The following is a 25,953-nucleotide window of genomic DNA, read 5'->3' as shown; positions in this document are numbered from 1 at the left end:
CATCTGGAGTTGTATCAGAAATAATCAAATAGTAAAAACTATTAAGATAGAAGGAGAGGAGCAATCCTCTTCTTTTTTTGTTCTAAAAAATATTATTATAAATTTAATTTTTTTATGATGTTTTTATTTAAAAATAAAATAATTTCATTAAATCAGATTTTATTGTTTAAAAAAAGATTTTTATTTTAAAATAGTATACATTTTTTTCATTATGAAAAATAGAAAATAATTTATTTTCAAAATAGAAAAAATTTTCAAAATGAAAAAAATAAAATTCAAATAGAAAATAAGAAAGTGTTATTTTTACTAGAAATAAATAGAAAAATATTTTTTTAAATTTGGCATATAAATTGCTTAATATACTATTGAATAATTATAATATATAGGGGGTAGTTTTATGTTAGATAAAATTATGAGTATTTTAAGAGAAGAGATAATACCAGCAGAAGGATGTACTGAACCAATTGCACTAGCTTATGCAGGAAGCAAATTAAGAGATATTTTAGGAGGAATTCCAGAAAAAATTGATATTTATTTATCAGGAAATATGATAAAAAATGTTAAAAGTGTAAAAATACCTAACTCAGAAGGAATGGTAGGAATAGAAGCAGCTATCGCAATGGGAACAATACTAGGAGATTCTAAAAAAGAATTAATGGTAATATCTGGAGTAGATAAAACTAAACTTCCAGAAGTAAAAAAATATTTAGATGAAAATAGAATGAATGTTTTATTATATCATGGAGATGTTAAATTATACATAAAACTTGTTGGAACTTTAGGAGAAGACCAAGCAAGCATAGAAATTCAAAACTATCATACAAATATAACTGAAATAATTAAAAATGGAGAAAAAATCTTAGGACAATCTTGTGATGATAGAAGTTTCGTAGATACTCCAATGACAGACAGAAGCTTTTTAACAATGGATTTAATCTACAATACAGCAAAAACAATAGATATTAATTTAATCGAACCAATATTTAAAAAAGTTATAGAGTGCAATACTGCAATAGCTAAAGAAGGATTAACTAACCTTTATGGAATAGGAATTGGTAAAACTATAAAAGAAGGAATTGAAGAAGGAGTTTATGGAAACGACTTAAGAAATAATATGGCAGCTTTTGCTAGTGCTGGTAGTGACGCAAGAATGAATGGTTGTTCTCTAGCAGTTATGACAACAAGTGGAAGTGGAAACCAAGGAATGACAGCATCTTTACCTGTTATAAAATTCTGTGAAATGAAAAATATTCCTTATGAACAATTAATCAGAGGATTATTCTTCTCTCATATGACAACAATCCATATCAAAACAAATATAGGAAGACTTTCTGCATATTGTGGAGCTATGTGTGCAAGTGCTGGAGTAGCAGGAGCAATCTCTTTCTTAGATGGTTTAACTCTTGATCAATGTTCAAAAGCTATAGAAACAACACTTGGAACAATGTCTGGTCTTATCTGTGATGGTGCAAAAAGTTCTTGTGCAACAAAAATAGCTAGTGGAATTTCTTGTGCATTTGATTCTTATTACGCATCTAAGAAAAATAGAAATCTTTTATTTGGAGAAGGAATTATCGGTAGAGATGTAGAAGCTACTATAAAAAATACTGGTGTTCTTGGAAAAGATGGAATGTTAGTAACAGACAAAGTTATATTAGATATAATGGTAAACAATAAATAATCTTTATTGATAAAAAGTCATAAATAAAATAAAAAGGCTGTTGAAATAGTAAAATTATAAAATAAAAATAATTTTATTTATAGAGATTGAATTTTTTAAATATTATTTTATTAAAATCATAGAAATTACCCCATTAAAAAATATGGTTTTTAATTAAATATTTTTAAAAGATAAAAATTTCTAAAAGTGAAAATATTAGAATTTTATATTTTGCTAAAATACAACAGCTTTTTTTATTTTAAAGCATAAAAAAGGTCACCCAATGAGTGACCAATTAAATTAAAATATTAATTTTCTAAAATTTTATTATTTAAAAATATGTTAGGATTTATAAAAGTAGTACCAATACTTATTGTAAAATGTAGGTGTGGTCCAGTAGTAAATCCTGTGTTTCCACTTTTACCAAGAGTTTGTCCTTTTTTTACAATATCACCACTTTTTACAGAAAGTTCACTCATATGAGCATAGGCAGAGAAAATATTCATTCCGTGGTCTATCATTATTGTATTTCCTGTTGTAGTAAGTTTTTCAGCAAGAACAACACGTCCATTATTAGTAGCAACTAATGGAGTTCCAATAGGTACTGGAAAATCTATTCTAGAGTGATATCCAGCCACTTTATTATTAACAAATCTCATGGCTCCAAAAGGACTACTTATTTTTTGATATTTGCTGTCAGTAACAGGAAGAATAAAATTTTCTTCCCATAATTTGTCAGAACTTGGATTTGATTTTGCATCTCCACTTTTATTAGTCATTGCTTTCATGTTAGAAGATGATCTTTTCTTTTGCATTGTTTTGTTTACAGTGATGTAACTCTTTTTAAAATTCCCATCTTTAACTTTTATTAATTTTTTTGTCATCAATCTTTTTCCATCAAGAACTTTTAAAGTATAAGCTCCAACAGGTGTAGAATAATGAACAGGAACAAAAGCTTTTTTACTATCTCCCTCTATAAAACTTTTTATTTTGGTATGAGAATTAGGAAAACTTATAGTATAATCTTTATCTTTTGGAAATTCTACTATAAAAAATTCTCCTTGTTTTACATAATCATTTGATATTTTAATATTATCTTTTGAAAATGTAAAAACAGTAATAAGTATAAAAAATAATATAATTTTTTTCATCAATTAACTCCTAAAAATTTATAATATAATAATATTTTTATTATTATAGCATAAATTGAAATAATAGGAAAATTTTTTTAAAAATTAAACTCTTGTAAATAAAATGTAAAGTGTGGTATACTATCTTCTGACAAGACAGTTGTAAAAATAACTGTCATAAGGGAGGAATAATGGAGAATAAATTTGAAAAAATCAAAAAGTTAAAAGAAGAAAAAGATGCAATTATACTAGCACATTATTATACAGAACCTGAAGTACAAAAAATAGCAGATTATGTGGGAGATTCATATTTTTTAAGTGAAAAAGCTCGTGAAGTAAAAGAAAAAGTCATTGTTATGTGTGGAGTTTCTTTTATGGGAGAAAGTGTAAAACTTCTTAATAAAGATAAAATAGTTTTACTTCCAGATATGAGTGCTGACTGTCCAATGGCTCATATGGCAACAGTTGAAAAAATAAAAGAGATGAGAGAAAAATATGAGGATTTAGCAGTAGTTTGTTATGTAAACTCAACAGCTGAGTTAAAAGCTCACTCTGATGTTTGTGTCACTTCGGCTAATGCATTAAAAATAGCTGAACGTTTACCAAATAAAAATATATTTTTTATACCAGATCAACATTTAGCAAGGTATATATCAACAAAACTACCTGAAAAGAATTTTATATTTAATGAAGGTTGGTGTCCTATTCATAATGAACTTACAAAAGAGGAACTTTTAAAAGCAAAAGAAAAATATCCAAATGCAAAGGTAGCAATCCACCCAGAGTGTCCAATTGAAACAGTAGAACTTGGAGATTATGTTGGAAGTACTTCTGGAATAATAAAATATGTAACAGAAAGTGATGCAGAAGAATTTATAATTTGTACAGAAGACGGAGTTTTATATGAACTTCAAGAGAAAAATCCAAATAAAAAATTCTATCTACCAAAAGAAAAATTTCAATGTGTTGGAATGAAAAAAATAACTCTTGATAAGATTATAAACTCATTAGAAACTTTAGAACCACAAGTACATTTAAAAGATGAAATAATAACAGAGGCTAATAAACCTCTAGAAAATATGCTAGAAATGGCAAAATAAAAGGAAGCGAAAAGAATGAAAAAATATGATATAATAATAGTTGGAACAGGTGTAGGAGGTTGTTTTACAGCTCTTCACTTGCCAGAAGATAAAAATATTTTAATGGTTACAAAATCAATCCTTGAAGAAAGTGATTCATTTTTAGCTCAAGGGGGAATCTGTGTTTTAAGAGATGAAAATGATTTTAATAGCTTTTTTGAAGATACTATGAAAGCTGGACATTACAAAAATAAAAAAGAATCTGTTGAAACAATGATAAATAATTCAAGAGAGATTATAAATGAACTTATAGATTTTGGTGTAGATTTTGAAAGAGAAAATGGGGAACTTCTTTATACTCGTGAAGGGGCTCATGCAAAACCTCGTATTCTTTATCACAAAGACATCACAGGTCAAGAGATAACTGAAAAACTTTTGGATCAAGTAAAATTAAGGAAAAATATAGAAATTTTAGAAAATACAACAATGATAGATATAATCACTAAAGAAAATAGTTGTTGTGGTGTAGTTTTAAAAAATCAAGATGGAATTTTCCCAGTTTATGCCAAAAATATAGTTTTAGCTACTGGCGGAATAGGTGGAGTTTATAAAAATTCTACAAACTTCCCTCATTTAACAGGAGATTCTTTAGCAATTTGTAAAAAACATAGTGTAAAATTAAAAGATATAAGTTATGTTCAAATTCATCCAACTTCTCTTTATTCAAAAAGACCTGGAAGAAGATTTTTGGTTTCTGAGTCAGTAAGAGGAGAAGGAGCTTTACTTTATGATAAAAACTTTGAAAGATTTACTGAAGAATTAATTCCAAGAGATAAATTAACTCAAAAAATATTAGCTCAAATGGAAAAAGATGGAACAGATTTCGTTTGGCTTGATATGAGAGAGATAAAAAAACACGGAATAGATATTGAAAAAAGATTTCCAAATATTATAAAAAGATGTAGAGAGGAAGGGTATGAGCCAACAAAAGAATGTATCCCAGTAGTTCCAGCTCAACATTATTTTATGGGTGGAGTAGAAGTAGATTCTAACAGTCAAACTTCTATGGAAAATCTTTATGCAGTAGGGGAAACAAGTTGTAATGGAGTTCACGGAGCAAATCGTTTAGCAAGTAACTCACTTCTTGAAAGTCTTGTTTTTGGAAAAATAGCAGCACTTCATATTATTTCTAAAAATGAAGAAAATGATGTAGAAGAACAAAATATAGATTTAGAAAAATACAGTGATTTAGATAAAATTTTTGCTGAATATAAAGAGATAATCTTTAAAGAGATTGAAGATGATAAAATTCAAAAGGGGGCAGAAGAGTAATGAATGATATAACTACAAGATTAAATATGGATAATCTTATTTTAATGGCATTAAGAGAGGATATATCAAGTGAAGATATAACTACAAACTCTGTTATGAGAGAAGCAAAACTTGGAACAGTAAAACTTATCTGTAAACAAGATGGAGTTATAGCTGGGCTAGATGTATTTCAAAGAACTTTTGAATTATTAGATGAAAAAACTCAAGTAAAAAGATATTTTAAAGATGGAGATGAAGTAAAAAAAGGAGATCATCTTGCTGATGTAACTGGAGATATAAGAGTTCTTTTATCAGGAGAGAGAGTAGCTCTTAATTATCTTCAAAGAATGAGTGGTATTGCAACTTATACTAGAAATGTAGTAAAATTATTAGGAGATAGTAAAGTAAGACTATTAGACACAAGAAAAACAACTCCAAATATGCGTATATTTGAAAAATATGCTGTTAAAATGGGTGGAGGATATAATCACCGTTATAATCTTTCAGATGGAATTTTATTAAAAGACAATCATATTGACGCAGCTGGAGGAGTTAAAGAAGCTATAAAAATGGCAAAAGATTATGCTCCTTTCGTTAGAAAAATAGAAGTTGAGGTTGAAAATCTTGATATGTTAAGAGAAGCTTTAGAAGCTGGAGCAGATATAATAATGCTTGATAATATGACTCCAGAAATGATGAAAGAAGCTGTAAAAATAGTTGACGGAAGAGCAAAAACTGAGTGTTCAGGAAATATTACTAAAGAAAATATAGAAAAAGTTATAGATACAGGAGTAGATTATATATCAAGTGGAGCGTTGACACATTCAGCACCAATTTTAGATATTTCTTTAAAAAATCTTCGTGTCTTATAATTACAAGAGGGGACAAGATGACAGGAAAAGACAGACGAGAGGATATATTAAATACAATTAAAATTTTAGAAAAACCTATTTCAGGAACAGAGCTTGCAAAAAAATATGGGGTTAGTCGTCAAGTTATTGTTCAGGATATAGCTATATTAAGGGCTGAAAATTATAAAATTTATTCTACAAATAGAGGATATCTTTTAGAAAATTCACAAGGAATGAAAAAAGTTTTTGAAGTTTCTCACACAGATGAGCAGATAGAAGATGAATTAACAACTATTGTAGATTTAGGTGGAACTATTGTAGATGTTTTTGTAGAACATCAAGTTTATGGAAGTTTAAAAGCTAACTTAAATATTAATTCCAGAAGAAAAGTGGCAGAGTTTCTTGAAAAAATTAGAAATGGAGAGGCAAATCCACTAAAAAATCTTACTTTTGGCAAACATTTTCATACAATAGAAGCTGATAGTGAAGAAACTTTGGAACTGATAGAAAAAGAGTTAAAAGAAAAAGGATATTTAAAATAAAAAACTAAAACCTAGGATTTAAAACTTTGTTAAATTCTAGGTTTGTTTTTTTGAAAAATTTTGAATATATTGAAATATTACTTTATAAAAACCTATTTATTTGGTATAATTATTATAGATAATCAAAAATAATGTAAATATTTTTTCTTATAAGAAATGGGGGAGTTATGAAATTATCTGTGGCAATGATTACTCTTAATGAAGAGAGAATCTTAGAAAAAACTTTAAAATCTTTAGAAGGGGTAGCTGATGAAATAGTTATAGTTGACAGTGGATCAACTGATAAAACAGAAGAGATAGCCAAAAAATACGGAGCTAGATTTATCAATCAAAAATGGCTAGGTTATGGAAAACAAAGAAATGTTGCTATAGAAAATGCTACAGGAGATTGGGTTTTAAATATTGACGCAGACGAAGAAATTTCTCCAAAACTTGCTAAGAAATTAAAAGAGATAAAAGAAAATGAAAGTGAAAAAGAAGTTTTTGAAATAAATTTTTCATCAGTATGCTTTGGAAAAAAATTGAAACATGGTGGTTGGAGCAACCAATATCATATAAGACTTTTTAAAAAAGATGTTGGAAGATTTAATACAAACGAAGTTCATGAGGAATTTTTAACAGATAAAAAAGTTTATAGATTAAAAGAAGAAATCTATCATCATAGCTATATAACATTAGAGGAATATTTTACAAAGTTTAATAGATACACAACAGAGGGCGCAAAGGAATATTATAGAAGAGGAAAGAGACCGTCAAATTTTCAAATAATTTTTAATCCAATTTTTAAATTTATAAGAATGTATATAATAAGACTTGGATTTTTAGATGGAATAGAGGGGCTTATGATTGCATCTACAAGTGCAATGTACTCAATGGTAAAATATTTCAAACTTAGAGAGATGTATAAGAATAATTCTTACAAAAAATAGAGGGGAAACAGATGGAAGTTAATGAAATAAAAAAAATAATAATTTCAAGAACAGATAAAATAGGAGATTTGTTATTATCAATCCCTAGTTTTTTTATGGCAAGAAAAATGTTTCCTAATGCAGAGATTATGATATTAGTTAGAAATTATAACTATGAGATAGTTAAAAATCTTCCTTATATAGATAGAATAATAAAGATAGATGATTACTCAGAAGAAGAATTAGAAAATGAAATAAAAAGCTTTAACACAGATATTTTTATTGCACTTTATAATGATAAAATTATTTCAAAACTTGCAAGAAAAAGTGGAGCAAGTTATAGAGTAGGTCCAATATCAAAAATATATTCTATTTTTTCTTTCAATAGAGGAGTTTGGCAAAAAAGATCTCATTCTATAAAAAATGAGGCAGAGTATAATTTGGATTTAATAAGAAAAATAGATCCAAAAAGATATGATGAAGTTTTTGAAATAAATAGTAAAATATATTTGGAGCAAGAAAATATAGATGTTGCAAATATGTATATAGATAAAAATAAAATATCTGGAAAGGTTTTAGTTGTAAATCCTTTTATGGGAGGTTCAGCAAAAACTATAACAGATGAGCAGTATCAAAATTTATTGCAAAAAATTTATGACAGAAGAGGGGATATTTCAATAATTATTGCTTGTCATATTAGTGAAAAAGAGAGAGCTGAGAAAATCCTAAAGGGAATCGATAGAGAAAAAATCTATGTTTTTGCAAATGAAGGTTCAGTTTTAAATCTTGCAGGAATAATAGACAAAGCAACAGTTTATCTTGGTGGGTCAACTGGTCCAACTCATTTAGCTGGAGCTTTAGGAAAAAATATAGTGGCAATCTACCCAAATAAAAAAACTCAACACCCAATCAGATGGGGAGTAATAAATAATAAAAATGTAAAATATATAATTCCAGATAGACCAGAGAGAAAAGTAGTTGAAAATTATTCTAAAGAGGATAAATATTTTTCTTCTTATGATGAGAGTATAGAAAAAGAGATAGTAGACGCTTTAGATGAAAGTTTAAGATAAAGAGGGTGAAAATTTTGAGAATATTAATAATACATACAGCTTTTATTGGAGATATAGTTTTATCTACACCTCTGATAAAAAAAATAAAAGATACTTATCCAGATTCTGATATTACTTATGTAACTACTCCAAGTGGAGAGGCAATTCTTAAAAATAATCCACATCTTAATAATATTATTGTCTATGATAAAAGAGGAGAGCATAAGGGAATAAGCGGAGTGTGGCAACTTGGAAAAAGACTTCGTTATGAAAATTTTAATATGGTAATAACTCCTCATAGATACTTAAGAAGTTCAATACTTTCGTGGCTTTCTCGTTCTCCAATAAGAAAAGGTTATGACATAGCATCTGGAAGTTGTCTTTTTACAGAGAAGATAAAATATGATAGAACAAAACACGAGGTTGAAAAACTTTTGAGTTTTGTAGCTCCAGAAAATAAAAAAAGATATGAGATAGAACTTTATCCTGGAGAAAAAGAGAAAATGAAGGGGGACAACCTTTGGAAAGAAAATCTTTTGGAAGATAAAAAGGTGGTTGTTCTTGCTCCGGGAAGTAAATGGTTTACAAAACAATGGCCAGTTGAATATTTTAATAAATTAGCTGAAAGTTTAAAAAAACTTTCTAATGCAAGATTGATTGTTGTAGGTGGAAAAGATGAGATAAATCTTCCAATAGAAAAAGAAAATACAATTGATATGAGAGGAAAGACTTCACTTTTGGAGTTAGCAGATATTTTATCAAGAGCAGATGTTGTGGTGACAAATGATTCTTCACCTATTCATATAGCCTCAGCTTTTAAAAAGCCAAGAATATTTGCACTTTTTGGACCTACAATTGAAAAATTCGGATTTTTTCCTTGGAGTCTAAATAGCAAAGTATTCCAAGTAGATGGACTAAAATGTAGACCTTGTGGTATTCACGGAGGAAAGTCTTGTCCAGAAAAACATTTTAAATGTATGAGAGATATTTTACCTGAAGAGGTATTTAATGAGATAAAAGAATATTTAGGAGAGTGAGAGTATGTATAAAGGTATAATGAAAAAGAAAAATATATATTTTGATGAACTCTCTTCTACAAAATTTTTTAATCCTATTGAGGAAAAAAGAATAAAAGTTTTGAAAACTCTTAAGTCTGACCATAGAAGTACAGTAAAACTGATTGAGCTTAATGGAAAAACTTATGTTTATAAGATTCCTACAGAGAAAAATACAAGAAAATGGCAGAGATTTCTTTCTATATTTAGAGGAGGAGAATCTCAAAGAGAGTTTCTATGTTTAGAAAAAATATTAAAAAATGGAATAGATACAGCAAAACCTTATTTTGCTTGTGAAACTAAAAAGTTTGGAATGGTTGTGGATTCCTATTTAGTGATGGAATATATAGACGGTAGAGAGGGAAATATCGATAATATAGAAATTATCTGCGATACCCTTGAAAAAATCCATTCTAAAGGATTTATCCATGGAGATAGTCAACTTTCAAACTTTATAATTTCCAATGGATTTTGCTATATAATTGATGCTAGATTTAAAAAAAGTATTTTTGGAAAATTTGCCCAAGCTTATGAATTTATATACCTTGAAACTAGTTGTGGGCAAAGTATAAAAAAATATTATAAAAGACATGGAATATATCATATAGTAGCAAGACTTGTAGATTATTACTTGATATTTTGGGGAAAAGTTAGAGCTTTTGTAAAATCTCTTTTAAGAGGGGAAAAATTTAAAAAGTCAGAAAATTTAGAACCAAAAGAAAGTATATTCCAAAAAATAAAATTAAAATTTAAAAGAAATAAAGATTTTGAAAAATATTCAAGTGAGATCAATAATGAAAATCAGGAGGAAAACCAATGAGAGTTTTGATAATAAGATTAAGCTCTATTGGTGATATAATACTTACTACTCCTATATTAAAACAACTTAAGGAAAAATTTCCAGATATTGTTATAGATTTTGTAGTTTTAAAAAATTTTAAGGATTCAATAGAGGGAAGTCCATATATAGATAATCTTATTCTTTTTGATAAGAAAAAAGATGATGGATTTAGAAATATTAAAAAATTTGGAAAAAAATTAAATGAAAATAAATATGATTATGTGTTTGATCTTCATAGAAAATTTAGATCAAAACTTATTTCAAGTGAAATAAAATCAAAAATCTTTGTATATCCTAAGAGAAAACTTTGGAAGTCACTGCTTGTAAAATTAAAACTTATAAAATATCATGTAGATGATACAATAATAAAAAATTATTTCAAAGCTTTTAAAGTTTTGGGGATAAAATACAAATGGGAAGATTTGGATTTTAATTTTTCTAAAGATGATTTGGAAAATGTAAAAAAATATTCAGGAATGTTTGCTATGGCTCCGGGAGCTTCAAAGGAAACAAAAAAATGGTTACCTGAAAAATTTGGAAAATTAGCAAAAAAACTTTATGACAAATATAAAATAAAAACTGTTTTATTAGGTGGAAAAGAGGATATTGAAAGATGTGAGCTTATCAATAAAGTAAGTGAAAATTCTTGTATCAATCTTGCAGGAAAAATTTCACTTAAAGAGAGTGGGGCTTTGCTTTCTGTATCGAAACTTTTAGTTACTAATGACTCAGGACCATTTCATATAGGAAGAGGTGTTGGTTGTAAATCCTATGTAATATTTGGACCAACAGATCCTAATATGTTTGAGTATAACAATTTGGCAGAACTTATCTATGCCAATGAAAAATGTTCTCCTTGTAGTTTACATGGAGGAAAAAAATGCCCTAAAGGACATTTTAATTGTATGAATAATATTGATGAAAATTATATTTTTGAAAAAATTGTAAAAGATTTAGAAAAAAATTAAGGAGGTTTGTTGTGGCTGTAAAAAAATCATCAGAGGTTGTAGATAAAAATAAAGCATTAGAAAATGCAATAAAACAAATTACTAAAGATTTCGGAGAGGGAGCTATAATGAAATTGGGAGAAAACTCATCTATGAATATAGAAGTTATCCCAACAGGAAGTATAAATCTTGACGCAGCTTTAGGTCTTGGAGGAGTACCAAGAGGAAGAATAATAGAAGTTTATGGAGCTGAAAGTTCTGGTAAAACTACAATAGCTCTTCATATAATAGCTGAAGCACAAAAAGCTGGAGGAATAGCAGCTTTCATAGATGCTGAACACGCTCTTGATCCAACTTATGCAAAAGCACTTGGTGTTGATATAGATGAACTTTTAATTTCTCAACCAGATTATGGAGAACAAGCATTAGAAATAGTTGATTCATTAGTTCATTCATCAGCAATAGATGTAATAGTTGTTGACTCAGTTGCAGCATTAGTTCCAAAAGCTGAGATTGACGGAGAGATGTCAGATCAACAGATGGGACTTCAAGCAAGACTTATGTCAAAAGCTCTTAGAAAATTAACAGGAACTCTAAATAAATCAAAAACTACAATAATATTTATTAACCAAATAAGAGATAAAATTGGTGGATTTGGATTTGGACCTCAAACAACAACAACAGGAGGAAAAGCTTTAAAATTCTATGCTTCTGTAAGACTTGAAATAAAAAGAGTAGGTTCTGTAAAACAAGGAGATAATATTATAGGAAATGAAGTTTTAGTAAAAGTTACTAAAAATAAAATAGCTCCTCCATTCAAAGAAGCAACTTTCCAAATAATGTATGGAAAAGGAATTTCAAAAGTAGGAGAGATTTTAGACGCTGCTATTGATGCAGATATAGTTTCTAAATCTGGAGCTTGGTTTAGCTATGGAGATATGAGACTTGGTCAAGGTAAAGAAAATGTAAAAGCTAGACTTGAAGAAGAAAAAGATTTACTAGAAAAAATCTACAATGAATTAAAAGAAAAACAAGTTCCTTTAGCAAAAACATCTTCAGAAGAAGAGGGAGAGGACGGAATAGATGAAGATTTTGAAGCTCCAGAAGAATAAAATTTTATTTGAAAATGGTGTGGAAATTTCTCTTCAGAAAAAAACAATAGATGAATACAAATTGAAAGAGGGAATAGACCTTGCAAAAGATATATATCTTGAGCTTGTAGAGAGAGCTGTTCTCTCTTTTTCATATTGGTTGCTTGAAAAAAGAGACTATTCTGTAAGAGAAATAACAACAAAACTTGTAATGAAATATAAAGAAAAAGATATAGTTTTGAAAATAGTTGAAAAATTAAAAGGACATAACTATCTAAATGATAGAGATTTTGCTGTATCTTTTATAAATTGCCATAAAAGTTGGGGAAGTAGAAAATTAGAGTACAATCTTTTAATGAAAGGTGTAGAGAAAAATATAATAAGGGAACTTTTAGAAGATAATCAAGATGATGAGATTGAAGAAATAAAAAAACTTTGGATAAAAATGGGAGATAAAGAGGAGAGAAAAAAGATAGAATCTCTTATGAGAAAAGGATTTCAATATAGTGCAATAAGAGAAGCAAAGAAAGAGTTGTAAATATATTTTATTGATAAAAAAAATCATATATGATATGATATAGCTTGATAAATTTTTTAAGGGGAAAAGAATGAGAAATATAAAAATAACTTATGCTTATGACGGAAGTGACTTTTATGGTTTTCAAAGACAGCCAGATAAAAGGACAGTCCAAGGTGAGATAGAAAGAGTTTTAAAAATTATTTTAAAAGAAGATATCAATATGGTAACTGCTGGTAGAACAGATAGAGGAGTTCATGCTTCAGTTCAAGTATCTAATTTTTTTATAAATGATAATATAACTATTCCATTAAAAAATTTTCAAAGAGCTTTAAATAAACTTTTACCAAATGATATAGATATTTATAATATTGAAGAGGTTGGTTTAGATTTTAATTCAAGATTTCAGGCTAAGACCAGAGCTTATGAATATATTATCACTTGGAAAAAAGATGTTTTTTCAAGAAGATATAAAACTTATGTAAATAAAAAAATTGATTGTGAAAAGTTTTTAGAAATTTTAAAACCTCTTATTGGAGAACATGATTTTAATAATTTTAGATTGAAAGATGAAAATAATAAAACAAGTATAAGGACTATTTATAATATAGAAACATATTTAAAAGATGAAGATACAATGGGAATATATATAGAGGGAAATGCTTTTTTAAAAACTCAGATTAGAATTATTGTAGGGACAGCATTAGATATATATTTTGGAAGAAAACCCGAAAACTATATAAGAGAATTACTAGAAAATCCTTTTAAAGAGTATAAGATTGAGATTGCTGAACCGTCAGGTCTTTATCTTTCGAAGGTAGAATATTAGGAGAAAAAATGGAAATAAAAGAAATCTCTATAAAAGATAAAGAATATATGAATGAGATAGTTGAAATGGAGAAATATACTTTTGGAAAATTTGGAGGAGTTGACCTTTGGATTTTGAAACCAATAGTAAAATTTGGAAAAGTTTTTGCTGCCTTTGAAGAGGGAAAAATTGTAGGTGCAGCAGAGTTTATGGTAGCTTTTGACAGACCAGAGATATTTTTATATGGATTTTCTGTGATGAAAGAATATAGAGAAAAAGGGATAGGAACTAAACTTTTACTTCATTGTGAAGAATATTTTAAAAATTATGGAAAAAAGATTGTTTCTTTAACTGTTGATCCTAAAAATATAAAAGCAATAAATCTTTATAAAAGAATAGGATATTTTATAGAGAGTTTAGAAAAAGATGAATATGATATAGGAATTGACAGATATATAATGAAAAAATTTTTAAAATAATCAAAAAACACTTTACTTTTACTCAATTTTAAATTATAATATATTAACAATTATTACATAATGAAAGGAGTACAATTATGGAAGCTGTTTTAAATGAAGTGAAAGATATCGGTGCTTTTCTAAAAGAGAATGGAATAAAACCATCTTACCAAAGAATGCAAATATATAAATTTCTTTTAGAAAATAGAATACATCCTACTGTTGATACTATATATAAAGCTCTATGTGATGAAATCCCAACTCTATCAAAAACTACAATTTATAATACTTTAAATACTTTTGTGGAAAAGGGAATTATCAGTGTGATAGTTATAGAGGAAAATGAAACTCGTTATGAAGCGAATATGACTTTACACGGACATTTTAAGTGCACAGAGTGTGGACAAATTTATGATATTTTCTTAGATACAGATTCTTTAGATCTAAGTCAATTAGATAAATTCCAAATAAAAGAAAAACATATTTATTTTAAAGGTGTTTGTGAGCATTGCTTAAAAAAAGCATCAGAAAATAACTAAAAGATAAAGGAAGCTACTAGATAATAATAGCTTCCTTTTTATATGGGAGTAGAATTATTTATTTCTTAAAAGTGCTTGAATTTTTATAGGAAGTCCAAATAAATTAATAAATCCTTCAGCATCTTTTTGGTTATAAACTTCATCTTCATCAAAAGTTGAAAAATCTTCTGAGTAAAGTGAGTATTCTGAGTCTAATCCTTGGAGAATCATATTTCCTTTATAAAGTTTTAACTTTACACTTCCAGTTACATATTTTTGTGAAACATTAACAAAAGCTGAGATAGCTTCTCTATAAGTTGTAAACCATTGTCCGTTGTAGATTAATTTTGCCATATAGTTTGAAAGATTTGCTTTTGCTTGGAAAGTTTCTCTATCAAGACAAAGTCTTTCAAGTTCTTGATGAGCAAAATAAAGAATTGTTCCACCAGGAGTTTCATATACTCCACGAGATTTCATTCCAACAAGTCTATTTTCTACTAAGTCTATAACTCCAACTCCGTGTTTTCCACCTATTTCATTTAATTTTTTTATAAGTTCAACACCGTTTAATTTTTCTGCATTTAATTTTGTAGGTATTCCTTGTTCAAAATCTATTTGAATAATCTCCCCTTGGTCTGGAGTTTCTTCAAGAGGAGTAACCCATTGAAGAAGATTTTTATAATCAGGTGTGTTACTTGGATTTTCCAAATCTAATCCTTCGTGACTTATGTGGAAAAGATTTTCATCTCTACTGTAAGATGAATTCTCTTTAAAAGGAAGCTCAATGCCTTTTTCTTTTAGGTATTCAATTTCTTGCTTTCTTGATTTTATATTCCAAATACGCCAAGGAGCGATTATTTTTATATTTGGAGCAAGAGCTTTAATTCCAAGTTCAAATCTAACTTGGTCATTTCCTTTTCCAGTAGCTCCGTGGACAATATAATTTGCTCCCTCAGATTTTGCCACATCAACAAGAGCTTTGGCAATTATAGGTCTTGCAATAGAAGTTCCAAGTAGATATTCGTTTTCATATTTTGCTCCAGCTTTTATCATTGGAAATATATAATCATCAACTAACTCTTTTGTTTTATCAATGGCGAAAAATTTACTTGCACCACTTTCTTTTGCTTTTTTAGCCACAGCCTCAAAATCATCTTTTTGTCCAACATTTACAGAAACAGCAATAACTTCAAAATCATAATTTTCTTTTAACCAAGGTATAATTACAGATGTATCTAATCCTCCAGAATATGCTAAAACAACTTTTTCTTTCATTTTATTTCCTCCAATCAATTTTATTATTTAAAATATTTAGTTATAAGTTTTTCAAAAGTTCCGTCATTTACAAGTTCTTTGTAAGCAAGATTTATATCTTCAGCTAATTTTTTATTTTCTTTACTAACAGCGATTGAGTATTCCTCTTTTGCAATATCAGTAGAGATAAGTTTTAAACCTTTATTATTTTTTACATAATTTTTTGCTGGTTCAGAATCAATAACAACAGCTTGAACTTTTTTAGCTTTTAAAGACATAATTGCTTCTGATGCTCCATTAAATCTTTGAACATCTACATTTTCTAATTTACTAATAGCTACATCTCCAGTATATCCAAGTACAACACCAACACTATGATTTGGCAAATTTTCATAAGAAGTTATATCTTTTGATTTTTCATCATTAGTATTAATAATAATCATTTGATTTGATACAAAATATGGGTCAGAAAAATTAACGAATTTTTTTCTTTCTGGAGTGGCAGTCATTCCAGCTATGATAACATCAATTTTTTTAGATTGAAGAGCTGGAAGAAGTCCATCAAAAGCCATGTTTTTCCAAACTATCTCTTTGTTTAATTTTTTTCCAATAGCCTCGATTAATTCAGCATCAAAACCAACTATTTTTCCATCTTCTAAATATTCAAATGGATAAAATTCTGCGTTTGTTCCAACGTAAAGTTTTTCAACTTTTCCAAAAGATATAAGTGATAAAAAAGTCATAAAAAGTAAAACTAATTTTTTCATAAAAACCTCCTAAAAAATAAAAATTTATAATTAAAAAATTTTAAGCAATAAAAAAAGACCAACACACTTTAATGTTGATCTCACTGTAATAAAAAAATTTCTAGTTGATTATAAAATTATAAAAGTCAATCAAAAAATATTCTAAAATATTATAGACCTATTCCTCAAAGAAATTACAATGCTATCTTTAACATTAAAAAATTTCAAGTATTCGATTTGGTTAGAATATTTTTTGTTCCTTAGTTTTAATGTTACTAACATTGTTTTTCCTCCTTCTTGTTTTTTGTTAGGGCAATAATATCACAAAAAAATTTCCTTGTCAATAATTTTTTATAAAAATATTTTTTAAAACTAAAAAAATAATTTTAAAGTCAAAGGAAATATAGTATAATTAAGCTATGTAAAAACTAAAAAAGGAGGATTTATGGGAAAAAATAAGTTTCTATTTTTAAAAATTTTATTTTTCTTAATGAGTTCTTTGATTTCATACGGAAAAAATATAAAACTAGATGATATGCTAAAAACATTAGAGGAAAAATCTTATGAAAGAGAGATTTTTGACTTAGAACAAAAGAAAAATCTTTCTAAAGAGAAATATTACAATCTTGATAATTACAATGGAGTGAGAGGGGAAATCGCAACAGATTACGATTATGAAGAGGATAAAATAAAATCTAACGGAAGAGTAAGTTATGGAGATTTTTATTTGGATTTATCAAAGGATAAAATAAATAGCCAAAAAAATAGTGATACTGACGTGATTATAGGTGTTAATAAAAGTCTAAAGGATATGTTTTATTCTAAGAGCGACAGTGAAATAAAAAAATTGGAGTACTCAAAGAAAAATACTGAATATTCTTATTATGACGATCTTGAAACTAAAAAAATATCCCTAATAAATCTTTATGAAGAATATAAAAATAATGAATTTGAAATAAAATTAAAAACCAATAATCTGACAAGATTAAAATCAGAAGAAAAAATTCTAAAAAAATCCTATGAGCTTGGGGCAACTCCAAAAATAGATTTAGATACATTACAAACTAGTAGAAATAATCTTGAAATAGAATTGAAATATTTGAAGGAAAATATAAAAAAAATAAAGAATCGTTTCTTATATGAGTTTGGCATAGATATTTCAAAAGATGAGCTAATGGATATTGAAATACCAAAAGTTGATATTTCAGATTTTATTTCAAATATTGGTGAGAGAAAAATTTCAAGACTTGGTTTAGAAAAAGAAATAACAAAAGAAAATATAAAATATCTAAAATATTCTAACAAAATTCCAGAAGTTTTAGTAGGGGTAGAACATCAAGAAAGAAATAATGGATATTCAGATGAAAATAGAGTATTTTTAAAACTTTCAAAGGATATCTTTTATTATGATATTAATCTAGAAAATGAAAAAATTACTCTAGATCAACAAGAGATAAATATTCAAAAAGAAAAAGAAATAAATATTTCAAAAAAATTAGAAGTTGAAGAAAATTGCAATAATTTATACAAAAATTATTTAGTTAATAAAAATAAAGCTGAACTTGAAAAAAATAAATATGAAATAATAAATTTGAAATATAAACTAGGTGATGTCACTTATGTTGATGTTATGGACGTCTTTGACGATTATTTAAATTATCAAGTAGCAGCTGAAAAAGCTAAGAATTTATTTAATGGGTATATTTATGAAATACTAGTTAGAGGAGAAAAAAATTATGAATAAAAATAAAAAGATAATAATTATAAGCAGTGTGGTTGGAACAATTTTATTGATTGGACTTCTTTTTATTTCAAAAAATCCTCAAAAAAATAAAAATGAAATAATATATCCAACAAGAATTATTTCAACCAATAATAAAAGAGGATACATAAATGTTGAAGGAAAAATAGAGGCAAACGACACTAAAAAAGTTTTCGTTGATAAAAAATTAAAAGTTGATGAGGTTTTTATTCAAGAGGGGGATTATGTAGAAAAAGGAAAAATCCTTATGACTTTTGATGAAACAGAGAGAAATAATATTATAAGAAACTTAAAAAGAGAAGAGTTATCTTTAGCCAAAGCAAAAAGAAATTTAGAAGTTGAAAAAGAACTTTTAAAACTTGGTGGAAGTTCTAAAAACTATGTAAAAGAACTTGAAGAGGAAGTTGCAAGATATGAGATAAATATAGAGGAATATCAAGAGGATTTATTAAAAACAGCTGAAAAAATAGTAAGTCCTGTAAGTGGAACTGTAACATCACTACTTGCTCAAGAAAATTACTCAGTAAATACAGATGAGCCTCTTATGGAGATAGCTGACCTTTCAAATATAAAAATAATTTTAGAGGTAGCAGAGTATGACATAAAAGATATATTTTTAGGTCAAACTCTTGATATAAAACCAGAAGTTTTTGAGAAAAAACGTTCATTCAAAGGAACTATTACAAAAATCTCTAAAATTTCAAAAACTTCATCAACTACTTCTGAAAATATTGTTGAAGTAGAGGTTACACCACTTGAGGAAATTCCAAATATAATTCCTGGATTTAAAGTATCAGCAAAAATATATCTAGAAAAAAATGATGATATAACAATTTCAAAAAATGCTTTAATGGAAGAAAATAATCAATATTTTGTTTATTTAGTCACTCCAGATAATACAATAATAAGAAGAGATGTTGAGATAGAAAATAGAAAAGGAGATAGTATAATTATAAAAAGTGGACTAAAAATAGGAGATGAAATAATAACAACTCCTAGTATGAAGTTAAAACCAAATGATAAAATCTCAACAAAACCTTTGACAACTTCTCAACAAAAAGGAGAGAAAATTGATAATACAAATAAAGGGAATAAATAAATATTATATCAACGGAGAAAATAAACTTCACGCTCTTAAAGATATAAATCTTGGAATAAAAAAAGGTGAGTTTGTTGCTATAATGGGAAGTAGTGGAAGTGGAAAATCTACTATGATGAATATTTTAGGTTGTCTTGATAAAGAGTTTGATGGAGAATATATTCTTGATGGAATAAGCGTTGGAGAAGTAAAAGAGGATAATCTTTGTAAAATAAGAAATAGTAAAATAGGCTTTGTATTTCAGTCTTTCAATCTTTTGCCAAAACTTACCACTCAAGAAAATGTTGAACTTCCTCTTGTTTATGCAGGAGTTCACAAAGATGAAAGAGAAAAAAGAGCTTTGGAAGTTTTAAAAAAAGTTGGACTTGAAAAAAGAGTAAAACATAAACCTAATGAACTTTCAGGAGGACAAAGACAAAGAGTTGCAATAGCAAGAGCTTTGATAAATAATCCAGCAATAATTTTAGCAGACGAGCCAACAGGAAATTTGGACAGTGTATCTGAAGATGAAATAATGAAACTTTTCCAAGAGTTAAATGAGCAAGGAAAAACAATAGTAGTTGTAAGTCACGAGCCTGAGATAGCAAAATATTGCAAAAGAATAGTGACATTTAAAGATGGAAAAATTATAAGTGACGGTGAAACTCGATGAATTTTTTAGAAAGTCTTAATAGTGCAATAAAGAGTTTAAAGGGAAATAGAGCAAGATCTTTTTTAACAATGCTTGGAATAATAATAGGGATTTCATCTGTAATAACTATGTCTGCTATTGGTAAAGGTGGACAACAAAATATTACAGGAAAATTAAAAGAGAATGGTTATGGAAAATTTACTGTTTATGCTGATATGAAAGATGAAAACTTTCGTTGGAAATATCTTTTTGAAGATGAGATGATAAAAAAATTAAAAGCCACTAAGGAGTTTAAAAATATAAGTCCAAGGATAACTCAGAGAGTTTATTCAAAATTTAATGGTAGATTTGAAATAGTTTGGCTTACAGTAGCCACTCCAGATTATGAAAAAATGGATAAAGTTAATATGCTTTATGGAAGAGAATTTATATCTTTTGAATATAAAAATGGAGAGAGAATTGCTCTGATAGACCACATTACAGCAAAAGATATTTATGGAAAACCACAAGATGCCATAGGAAAAACTATAAATCTAGCACTTAGTAGAAAAGAGGCAGAAGTCCCATATAGAATAGTTGGAGTTTTTGAAAATAATTTTGAAGATTATGTAAAAGCTATGGGAGGAAAAAGAATACCGAGATTTGCAAGATTTCCTCTTTCAACTTATGAGAGATTATATGATGATGCCTCAAACTATAGTAGTATAATAGTTGAATCAAAAAATCCAGAAAAAATTTCCGAGGATATGGCAAAAATGAAAAAAATATTGGAAGATATTACAGGGGTAAGTGATTTGTATGAAGTAAAAACCTTATCAGACGGAGCATCTTCTTTTGATAGTATTCTTACAACACTTAATATGTTTGTAACTTTTGTTGCAGGAATCTCTCTTTTTGTTGGAGGGGTTGGGGTTATGAATATTATGCTTGTAAGTGTTATTGAAAGAACAAAAGAGATTGGAATAAGAAAAGCTATTGGAGCTACCAATAAAGATATAATGTTTCAATTTTTAATAGAGTCAGTTATTTTAACAGGACTTGGAGGAATAATTGGAATAATTTTAGGAATAATTATGGGAAAAGTTATTGGAAAATTTGTAAATATTCCACCAATTTTTTCAACTATTTCAATAGTAAGTTCTCTAGGGATTTCTATGGGAATAGGAATTATTTTTGGAGTAATACCAGCTAAAAAAGCTGCTGAATTAAATCCAATAGAAGCATTAAGAAGTGAATAAAAAATAGAGAGGTTATTGCATTTTTTAATTTACAATAGCCTCTTTTTCTATTAATTTTAGTTTTCAAAAACAGCAATATAACTTATCTCTTTATCATTGTACTCAGCAAAAATTATAAAGTCAGTATCAAAATATTCAAGTTCTTTTCTTGTTTTTAAATTTTGTAAAGATTTTAAAAATTGGGGATTTAAAGTAAGATAATTGAATTTTAAATTAGCCAATATCTTAAATAAATCAGAGTGAAGTTGTGCAAGAGATAAATATTTTTTTTCAATATTTTCAATACATTTGAAATTTTCTGAAAACTTAGTAATCTTATTTTTAAATCTATTTTCAGCATAATTAAAGTCTAAAGACTCTTCTAAAAAAACTTTAAATCCATTTTTAGGAAAGTGTGTAAGACTATAATTTACATTTTTAGTTATATATTCCAAACTCTTTTCATCTAATGTTTTAAAAATTTTATCATAAACCTCTTTTCTATCCTCTTCGAGAGAAATAATTTTTTCAATTTTTTCTAAAATATTACTTACTATATTGAATTTTTCCTGTTCATTTACATCTTTTATTTCAAGGGAAAGTCCAATTATTTTTGAGTTTTTAGCATCTTTATTTTTGATTTTACTATATTCAATGTTTTTTTTAGTAATTTGTGATATTTCTTTGAAAGCTGGTTTTAATATCATCTTTTCAAAATCAAAAAAGCGATCATAAGAATTTTCTAATCCAAGAATAGTTTTTAATTTATGAATGGATATTTCCAAGGATTTATTTATGGATAAATTAGATTTAAGAAAATTGTATAAAATAATGGCATAGTTATTTTGAAAGAATAATAAAATATTAAAATCATTTTTTTGAAAATATGAATTTTTTTGAAAGATAGAGCAAAACTCTTCAGTAAAAGTGACTCTAATAGAATTTTTTTCAATACAATAAGATGAAATAATTGAAAAAGCTCCTCTTTTTTCCAAAATATCAAGTCTATAAATACTGTAATTTACCAATTTTTCTGATAATTTTTGAAATATTTTTAAAATACTTTCCAACTCTCCAACACTTAATAATCTTTTTATTTTTAAAATAGGAATAGTAACATTATTGTTTAAGATTTTTTCTTTATCTTTAGTTAAAAAATCAAAAAGAATTTTTTCTTTTTTAAAAAAAGATTTGTTAAATTGGATTTTTATATCCTTTTCATTAAAAAAAATAGGTTCATTATAAATTTTTTTCAAAAAAATCACCTCAAATTAAAACTTTTTTATGCTAATTTATTAAATTTTTATTATTGATAAACGATAAATAAAAATATAAATTTTCGTTTATAAAAAAATAATATCATATTTTATAAATAAAGTAAAGGAATTAAAAAGAAATTAGTGTATAAATAAAAAAGAATATTTTATCAAAAAACGACGAAAATTTAAAATTTGACATTTAAAAATAAAAGTAGTATAACTATTAACAAGAAAAAGGTTTTTATAAACTACAAATTATATCAAAACAATACGAAGTGAGAGGTGATAATTTTTATGAAAACTTTAATAAAAAATGGTCAACTATTAGATATTAAAAATGGGTTTAATAGAAAAAAAATGGATATTCTAATAGAAGACGGAATTATAAAACAAATTTCTGAAAAGATAGATGAAGAAGGTTGTAAAGTGTTAGATATGGATGGAAAGATAATTTCTCCAGGATTTATAGATATCCACGTTCATTGTTTTCCACATAATACCGCTATAAGTTCAGACCCTGATGATATAGGAGTAAAAAAAGGAGTAACTTCTATTATAGATGCTGGAACATCAGGAGCAAATACAATAAAAGATTTTTATGAAAATTTTATAACTAAAACTAAAACAAGAATTTTTGTTAATCTAAATATCGCATCAGATGGATTAAAAACTTTGAGTGAACTTAGTGATATGAATAATATAGAAGAGGAAAAAATAAAAGAAGCAATAGAAAAATATTCAGATGTAATAGTTGGATTAAAAGCAAGAGCTAGTGGTTCAGTGGTAAAAGAAAATGGAATTAAACCTATTGCAGAGGGAAAAAGAATAGCTTCAAAATATGGTCTTCCTGTATTAGTTCATATAGGAAATGCTCCTCCAAAAGTAGAGGAAGTTTTAAACTTATTAGGAAAAGGAGATATAGTAACTCATTGCTATCACAATAAAGTGACAGCTTTAGTGAGAAATAATGAAATAATTCCAGAGGTAAAAGAAGCTTTAAAGAGAGGAGTACTCTTTGATGTAGGACATGGTTCAGAAAGTTTTTCATTTGATAAAGCAAAAGAGGGATTAGGATTAGGATTTGAAGCTGATATGATAAGTACAGACCTTTATGGAAGAAATATGGTATCTCCTGTTGGAAGTTTGGAAAATACAATAAATAAAATATTTTATTTGGGAGTTCCATTAGAAAGATGTATAGAAAAAGTTACAAGTATACCAGCAAAAACTTTTGGAATAAAAAAATTAGGAGAATTAAAAGAGGGATATTTTGGAGATTTAACTATATTTGATCTAGTAGAAGATGGAAACTTAGAACTTACAGATAGTGTTAAAAAAACAGTGGTGTCTAAAAAATATATAAAAACTAAGTATATATTTATAAAAGATGAATTGATAAATATTTAAAAGGGGGGATAAAATGGAACAACTGTTAAAGGACGTTCAAAACAGATTAAAAATGGAAGATGAGGAATTTAATAGTTATCTAGATGATGTTAAGCATACTACAAAAATTTTAAAAGAAGAAGGGGTAGAGTTTTTACCAGATTTTAAACTTGTATTTTATGCTCATATAGTAAGTTTAGCAAAAAGATTAAAAGAAAATATTCCATTAAACTGTGGAGATGATTGTCCAGAGGATGAAGTAGAAAAAGAAGCAATAACTATTTCTGAAAAAATTATATTTCCATTAGCTGAAAAATACAAAAGAGATTTAGAAAGAATGGAAATTATATTGGCAGGAATTCAGTTACAACTTGCTTTAGAAATGCAAAATGAAAATTAAAAATAAAAATATAAAATAAAATTAGGAGGAAAAAATGGCAGAAATATTAGTGGTAATTGGACACAGATTAGGTAAAGGTCAAAATGTAGCAAAAGGTGTAGAAGCAGCAGGAGGAAAAGCTATTGTTATTCCTGGTATGGCAGCAGATATGAAACTTGGAGATGTAATGAAAGAAAATAATGCAACATTTGGAATTTCTTTTTGTGGAAGCGGAGGAGCTGGAGCTATAATGGCACAAACTAAATATGGTTATAAAGCAACTTCTCATTTAAGATCTGTAGAAGCAGGGGTAACTGCAATAAAACAAGGATATCAAGTTGTAGGATTTGGATTTTTAGATACTGAAGAACTTGGAAGAAGATTAGTTGAAGAATACAAAAGGGTAAATGGAATAGCATAATAAAATAAGGAGGCATAAAATGAGAGAATCAAATCTACAAAAAGAAATAAAAACTTTAATAATAGAAGAATCTGGAAAAACAAAAGATGAAGCATTAGGAAGAGTTTTTACAGTATTTAGAAAAAAAGTACAAACTGAAGTAGATGGAGTCATAATCAAATTAGAACCTTTAGAAACTTATTTACTAGAACAAAGAGAGGAGAAAAAGACTGAAAGATTCTTGGAACTTTTTATGCCAAGAGAAAAAACTACATATTTTATAAAGCTAGAGATAGAATATGAAGTAAAATACATAAAACTTTAAGAAGGAGGAAAAGATGTTATATATAATAGTAAAATCGTTAATAATAGGATTTATAGGAGGAGCAGCATTAACAGCTGGAGCAGCTAGAATGTTTCATACTCCCAACTCACAATCAATGGGAGCTTTTAGAACTTTAGGAGAATTAAATGCTTGTCAAGGAGATACAATGGCACATTTCTCATTTGGACTAGGATTTCTTTTTAACTCAGCAGCAGCTGTAGTAGCAGCAGGTGCTCTTACTCAAGATGTTTTTCATAGAGTAATACCTAACTTTGCAGCAGCAGCTTTACTATCAAAAAATAAAAAAGTTGAAGAAACTTTATATGATCCATTTAAAATGGGAGTGGCAGGAGGAATTATAGGTGCAGTAGTTGTAGCGTTCTTAAATACTTTGGCTTCTCTTATACCAGCACAACTATCAGAAATAGCTTCTAAAATATTATCTCCAGCAGCAGCTTTAATGATAAATCCAGTAATGCCGATAGTGTTCTGGTTAGCAGCTTTAGATGCAGGAAAAATTACTGGAGTATGGGCAACTGTTTTAGGAGGATTAGCTCATATGATAATGGGAAATGCAGTTCCTGGAATAGTTTTAGGAATACTTATAGGTCAAACAATGGATGAAAGTGGTTATAACAAATCAGTAAAAATTATGATTAGTATAGTTATTGTGTTATTTGTTGTTATTGCTTACTTTAGAGGGTTTTTTGTGAAACTAGGTTTATAG

The 25,953-nt window shown here is 27.3% G+C and carries 28 protein-coding genes; 24 read left to right on the top strand and 4 right to left on the bottom strand.

Annotation, left to right across the window (positions count from 1 at the left end; all coding sequences use genetic code 11):
- Nucleotides 1-397 precede the first annotated feature (397 nt).
- Nucleotides 398-1,681 (top strand): serine dehydratase subunit alpha family protein, encoded by a 1,284-nt coding sequence (locus I6E15_RS05855; protein ID WP_235246891.1) that lies wholly within the window; start codon nt 398-400, stop codon nt 1,679-1,681.
- 287 nt (nt 1,682-1,968) lie between these two features.
- Here the strand turns inward: I6E15_RS05855 and I6E15_RS05850 are convergent, their stop codons facing one another.
- On the bottom strand, nt 1,969-2,811 hold the full coding sequence (locus I6E15_RS05850) for a M23 family metallopeptidase (RefSeq protein WP_235246890.1): 843 nt from the start codon (nt 2,809-2,811) through the stop codon (nt 1,969-1,971).
- Between the two features lie 170 nt (nt 2,812-2,981).
- Between I6E15_RS05850 and nadA the strand changes: the two genes are divergently transcribed.
- The 14 genes from nadA to I6E15_RS05780 all read left to right on the top strand — a co-directional run bounded on the left by nadA (nt 2,982) and on the right by I6E15_RS05780 (nt 14,789).
- Nucleotides 2,982-3,890: a quinolinate synthase NadA gene (gene nadA / locus I6E15_RS05845; RefSeq protein WP_235246889.1), complete on the top strand. Its 909-nt coding sequence runs from the start codon at nt 2,982-2,984 to the stop codon at nt 3,888-3,890.
- Between the two features lie 15 nt (nt 3,891-3,905).
- A complete protein-coding gene (locus I6E15_RS05840; protein ID WP_235246888.1) occupies nt 3,906-5,201 on the top strand; it encodes an L-aspartate oxidase in 1,296 nt (431 codons plus the stop codon).
- Nucleotides 5,201-6,052, top strand: a complete 852-nt coding sequence (nadC, locus tag I6E15_RS05835; RefSeq protein ID WP_235246887.1) for a carboxylating nicotinate-nucleotide diphosphorylase — start codon at nt 5,201-5,203, stop codon at nt 6,050-6,052. The genes I6E15_RS05840 and nadC overlap by 1 nt, the downstream gene beginning before the upstream one ends.
- A 17-nt stretch (nt 6,053-6,069) precedes the next feature.
- Entirely contained in the window at nt 6,070-6,573 is a 504-nt protein-coding gene (locus I6E15_RS05830) for a transcription repressor NadR (protein WP_177162062.1), read from the top strand.
- Nucleotides 6,574-6,740: 167 nt separating this feature from the next.
- The gene (locus I6E15_RS05825; RefSeq protein WP_235246884.1) at nt 6,741-7,502 is read left to right on the top strand and encodes a glycosyltransferase family 2 protein; all 762 of its coding nucleotides are present in this window, start codon (nt 6,741-6,743) and stop codon (nt 7,500-7,502) included.
- 11 nt (nt 7,503-7,513) lie between these two features.
- Nucleotides 7,514-8,554, top strand: coding sequence for a glycosyltransferase family 9 protein (locus tag I6E15_RS05820; RefSeq protein ID WP_235246882.1), 1,041 nt, complete (start codon nt 7,514-7,516; stop codon nt 8,552-8,554).
- Between the two features lie 14 nt (nt 8,555-8,568).
- Nucleotides 8,569-9,570: a lipopolysaccharide heptosyltransferase II gene (waaF, locus tag I6E15_RS05815; protein WP_235246881.1), complete on the top strand. Its 1,002-nt coding sequence runs from the start codon at nt 8,569-8,571 to the stop codon at nt 9,568-9,570.
- A 4-nt stretch (nt 9,571-9,574) separates the two neighbouring features.
- The gene (locus I6E15_RS05810; RefSeq protein ID WP_235246880.1) at nt 9,575-10,408 is read left to right on the top strand and encodes a lipopolysaccharide core heptose(II) kinase RfaY; all 834 of its coding nucleotides are present in this window, start codon (nt 9,575-9,577) and stop codon (nt 10,406-10,408) included.
- Nucleotides 10,405-11,397, top strand: a complete 993-nt coding sequence (locus tag I6E15_RS05805; RefSeq protein ID WP_235246879.1) for a glycosyltransferase family 9 protein — start codon at nt 10,405-10,407, stop codon at nt 11,395-11,397. Before I6E15_RS05810 ends, I6E15_RS05805 begins: the two co-directional genes overlap by 4 nt.
- 11 nt (nt 11,398-11,408) lie before the next feature.
- The gene (recA, locus tag I6E15_RS05800; RefSeq protein ID WP_177162068.1) at nt 11,409-12,488 is read left to right on the top strand and encodes a recombinase RecA; all 1,080 of its coding nucleotides are present in this window, start codon (nt 11,409-11,411) and stop codon (nt 12,486-12,488) included.
- Nucleotides 12,460-13,005: a regulatory protein RecX gene (locus I6E15_RS05795; RefSeq protein WP_235246878.1), complete on the top strand. Its 546-nt coding sequence runs from the start codon at nt 12,460-12,462 to the stop codon at nt 13,003-13,005. The genes recA and I6E15_RS05795 overlap by 29 nt, the downstream gene beginning before the upstream one ends.
- A gap of 70 nt (nt 13,006-13,075) precedes the next feature.
- Nucleotides 13,076-13,813 carry a tRNA pseudouridine(38-40) synthase TruA gene (gene truA, locus I6E15_RS05790; RefSeq protein ID WP_235246877.1) on the top strand — a complete coding sequence of 246 codons (738 nt, stop codon included), beginning with the start codon at nt 13,076-13,078 and terminating at the stop codon, nt 13,811-13,813.
- A gap of 8 nt (nt 13,814-13,821) precedes the next feature.
- A complete protein-coding gene (locus I6E15_RS05785) occupies nt 13,822-14,271 on the top strand; it encodes a GNAT family N-acetyltransferase (RefSeq protein ID WP_235246872.1) in 450 nt (149 codons plus the stop codon).
- A gap of 77 nt (nt 14,272-14,348) precedes the next feature.
- Nucleotides 14,349-14,789 (top strand): Fur family transcriptional regulator, encoded by a 441-nt coding sequence (locus tag I6E15_RS05780; RefSeq protein ID WP_177162072.1) that lies wholly within the window; start codon nt 14,349-14,351, stop codon nt 14,787-14,789.
- Nucleotides 14,790-14,843: 54 nt separating this feature from the next.
- On the opposite strand, the gene I6E15_RS05775 is transcribed toward I6E15_RS05780, so the two are convergent.
- Nucleotides 14,844-16,043: an argininosuccinate synthase gene (locus I6E15_RS05775; RefSeq protein WP_235246862.1), complete on the bottom strand. Its 1,200-nt coding sequence runs from the start codon at nt 16,041-16,043 to the stop codon at nt 14,844-14,846.
- 23 nt (nt 16,044-16,066) lie between these two features.
- Nucleotides 16,067-16,789: a basic amino acid ABC transporter substrate-binding protein gene (locus I6E15_RS05770; RefSeq protein WP_235246860.1), complete on the bottom strand. Its 723-nt coding sequence runs from the start codon at nt 16,787-16,789 to the stop codon at nt 16,067-16,069.
- A gap of 424 nt (nt 16,790-17,213) precedes the next feature.
- Here I6E15_RS05770 and I6E15_RS05765 point away from each other — a divergent pair, with 424 nt between their 5' ends.
- From I6E15_RS05765 to I6E15_RS05750, 4 genes are read left to right on the top strand one after another with little or no spacing between them, the layout of a single operon-like run.
- Complete coding sequence (locus tag I6E15_RS05765; RefSeq protein ID WP_235246851.1) at nt 17,214-18,512, top strand: TolC family protein; 1,299 nt, start codon at nt 17,214-17,216, stop codon at nt 18,510-18,512.
- A complete protein-coding gene (locus I6E15_RS05760; protein ID WP_235246836.1) occupies nt 18,505-19,629 on the top strand; it encodes an efflux RND transporter periplasmic adaptor subunit in 1,125 nt (374 codons plus the stop codon). The genes I6E15_RS05765 and I6E15_RS05760 overlap by 8 nt, the downstream gene beginning before the upstream one ends.
- Entirely contained in the window at nt 19,601-20,281 is a 681-nt protein-coding gene (locus I6E15_RS05755) for an ABC transporter ATP-binding protein (protein ID WP_235246834.1), read from the top strand. Before I6E15_RS05760 ends, I6E15_RS05755 begins: the two co-directional genes overlap by 29 nt.
- Nucleotides 20,278-21,498, top strand: coding sequence for an ABC transporter permease (locus I6E15_RS05750; protein WP_177162078.1), 1,221 nt, complete (start codon nt 20,278-20,280; stop codon nt 21,496-21,498). Before I6E15_RS05755 ends, I6E15_RS05750 begins: the two co-directional genes overlap by 4 nt.
- Before the next feature lie 56 nt (nt 21,499-21,554).
- On the opposite strand, the gene I6E15_RS05745 is transcribed toward I6E15_RS05750, so the two are convergent.
- A complete protein-coding gene (locus I6E15_RS05745; RefSeq protein WP_268827933.1) occupies nt 21,555-22,733 on the bottom strand; it encodes a replication initiation protein in 1,179 nt (392 codons plus the stop codon).
- A gap of 297 nt (nt 22,734-23,030) precedes the next feature.
- On the opposite strand from I6E15_RS05745, the gene I6E15_RS05740 reads away from it, so the two are divergent.
- The 5 genes from I6E15_RS05740 to I6E15_RS05720 are packed head-to-tail and all read left to right on the top strand — an operon-like array spanning nt 23,031 to nt 25,953.
- Nucleotides 23,031-24,143 carry an amidohydrolase/deacetylase family metallohydrolase gene (locus I6E15_RS05740; RefSeq protein ID WP_235246817.1) on the top strand — a complete coding sequence of 371 codons (1,113 nt, stop codon included), beginning with the start codon at nt 23,031-23,033 and terminating at the stop codon, nt 24,141-24,143.
- A 13-nt stretch (nt 24,144-24,156) separates the two neighbouring features.
- Nucleotides 24,157-24,522 (top strand): hypothetical protein, encoded by a 366-nt coding sequence (locus tag I6E15_RS05735; protein WP_235246813.1) that lies wholly within the window; start codon nt 24,157-24,159, stop codon nt 24,520-24,522.
- Between the two features lie 34 nt (nt 24,523-24,556).
- Nucleotides 24,557-24,922 (top strand): glycine-rich SFCGS family protein, encoded by a 366-nt coding sequence (locus I6E15_RS05730; protein ID WP_235246812.1) that lies wholly within the window; start codon nt 24,557-24,559, stop codon nt 24,920-24,922.
- A gap of 19 nt (nt 24,923-24,941) precedes the next feature.
- Nucleotides 24,942-25,226, top strand: a complete 285-nt coding sequence (locus I6E15_RS05725; protein WP_235246810.1) for a DUF4312 family protein — start codon at nt 24,942-24,944, stop codon at nt 25,224-25,226.
- Nucleotides 25,227-25,239: 13 nt separating this feature from the next.
- A complete protein-coding gene (locus tag I6E15_RS05720; protein ID WP_235246808.1) occupies nt 25,240-25,953 on the top strand; it encodes a DUF4311 domain-containing protein in 714 nt (237 codons plus the stop codon).

Origin of the sequence: Fusobacterium perfoetens, assembly GCF_021531475.1 — a bacterium.
Classification (GTDB): Bacteria; Fusobacteriota; Fusobacteriia; order Fusobacteriales; family Fusobacteriaceae; genus Fusobacterium_B.
Note: the sequence above shows the minus strand (reverse complement) of the source record. Positions and strands in the feature narration are given on the sequence as shown.